We start from the raw sequence: 2,256 nt of genomic DNA, 5'->3' as shown, positions 1-2,256 counted from the left end.
AAAAAACTGTTAGGATGCATAATGTCGGTTACCGATATCTCTGTACTCGTCCAACGACTGCAAAACGCTTCTCTAGGTACGGCCGCCCCAAACCAAGCCACGATCGTAATGGCGGGCTGTTTTATATTTGCTTGGAGCAACTACGAACGACTATGCCTCAAAGGTCTTGGCGAAATTTTGGAAAACAACAAAAAGAAGACCTACCAGCAGTGCATTGAGGCCTTCATCGGCACGACGGTCCAACCTAATAGCGACTTTTCGTCATTCGAAAAAGCGTATGGTCATTTTAGAGATCGATATGCCGAGGGACTAGGCGTCACGATGCATTTTGGGCCCATGGTTGGCCAAGATGAAGCCGCCGCTAAAGCCATTAAGAGTGTGTTTATCAGCCAGCCCGGCGCTACCACTGAGAAACTTAGAGCCCTTCTTCTCATTGCGTATCGGCTTCGCGGTAATCTAGTTCACGGGAACAAATGGACGACAGGACTAAGCGATCAGTACGAAAATTTACATCAAGCGACTCAAGTTCTGCTGGGTGTTGTTGAGCAGTTTTCACCGGTTTCCGCTGAGATTAAGAAGAGTATCTGAAAAGTTATTATAAAACAGCGCCTTACGCCCGTATCGGGGTTCGAAATCCTTCCAGGGCACACTAAAGAAGGGAACTACGCGATTATGCACCTGGAGTTGCGCCAAAAAATCAGTCTAATCCGCTCCCCCTTTTGATCGGCGCAGCAGCTATCCCCGGTGCATGAATGATGGAGGATAACCATCAATGTCCGATAACACTTCACCAGCCACCAACGATCAAACTCAAATCGCCATGCTTGCCAAATCGTACGGCAATCAGATCGTTCGCCGCGATAACAAGTTCTACGATCTGGAGCATCTAGGCACACCACTCTCACGCGTGGATGTCGAGATGATGATCCTTAACCGGATCCGAGAAGAGCATCCGCAAGTCAAGCTGAATAAAGAGATTTTTAAAGGCCTCTTTCAGCTTCTCATAGATAAACGCCACACTGATATAGACCGATGTTTTCAGGTTTGGAGTGGCGCAACAGTGTGCGAGCCCGGCAATCCCAATCGCCTGATCATGAAACGAGGGTCAGTTGCGGCGAACACCTGGTCAGTGCCTGAGTATCGCGGGTTGAAGATCAATGCAGCCGAACTCGGCGTCATCGAAGAATTCTTCCGCCTCTTCTTCCAGAACGATCACGATCGAGAGCGAGTGATCAACTGGCTCGCCTGGTGCCTGCAGAATGAAGATCAAAAGCCCTCCTGGGCCCCGTTCCTGTTTTCTCGGGGTAAAGGAACAGGGAAGAGCACCACCTGCCGTATCTTTGCCGAACTCTTCGGTGTGCAGAACACAGTCACGCAGAATAACGTGGCCAAGCTCACCCAGCAATTCAATAGCACGGTTCTCACCAGTAAGCTGGTGATTTCAGAGGAAACTCAAATCAAGCCTGGCTCACCACAGAGCAACGCGATTAAGACTTTTATCACAGATCCCTTTGTGCTCATTGAGCGAAAGGGCATGGAAGCTGAACGTGCGAAACAGTGCTGCTGCTTCGTGTTTACATCCAATTTCTCCCCAACCTGGATGGACGAAGGTGAACGTCGCTATCTGGTGGTCGACGTGAACCATGAAGGCCGCTCTGGAGGCCAAAGAGCGAATGAGTTTTCCGATCTAGTTGGGCGCGTCCATCGCTTCCTAGATGAGCCAGCCAATGTGGCTCGTTTGTATAATGCGCTGATGCGACGCCCGATCCCTGAGACGTTTAATGCTAAGGCTTTGAATGTTGCCGACCACCCAACGCCAATCATGCAGCGGCTACAGCAAACCAGCCGTCAAACCATCGTCGATCAGCTTGAGGAATTGCTGAATGGTCGCGGGCTCGTGGTTCTGCCTGAGGCCAATGTTGTCGAGTTCGTCCGCACCAATCTCAACGCTAACATGAACCAAACCAAGCATTTGATGGATGATTTGGAATGGCAGAAGGCCAAGGTCAAATGGGGCGGAAAGGACTTTGCTCGAGCGATATGGGTTAAGCCGGGTTTCTGGATCGAGCGAGGTAGAATCCACGGACCTGACTTCGAACCGGTAAAGGTGACCGAATATCTTGAAGCTAACGATCCAGCGACGGAAGTGGAAATCATCACATGAACGATCAACATTTCATGTTCATGGATGATAGCGAGCAGTGGCTCCAAGACGTCATCGCAAATCACTACGAGGAGGCCTGTGAAAGGGTCTCC

Annotated in this window: 2 protein-coding genes; both read left to right on the top strand. The window is 50.3% G+C overall.

The genetic code is table 11. The annotated features are described in order from the left end of the window. The coding region (locus QOL67_RS21960; protein ID WP_283428131.1) for a hypothetical protein at window positions 1-588 on the top strand (588 nt) is incomplete at its 5' end. 184 nt (window positions 589-772) lie between these two features. Continuing rightward, on the top strand, window positions 773-2,164 hold the full coding sequence (locus QOL67_RS21955) for a primase-helicase family protein (protein WP_283428130.1): 1,392 nt from the start codon (window positions 773-775) through the stop codon (window positions 2,162-2,164). Window positions 2,165-2,256: the final 92 nt, after the last annotated feature.

This window comes from Shimia sagamensis (assembly GCF_900182745.1).
In the GTDB taxonomy this organism is placed as follows: domain Bacteria; phylum Pseudomonadota; class Alphaproteobacteria; order Rhodobacterales; family Rhodobacteraceae; genus Shimia; species Shimia sagamensis.
This window is presented reverse-complemented; position numbering and strand designations above follow the sequence as displayed.

Excerpts from the sequence above, each read along its gene's own strand:
- QOL67_RS21955 (WP_283428130.1), top strand. The coding sequence starts at position 773 with ATGTCCGATAACACTTCACCAGCCACCAACGATCAAACTCAAATCGCC.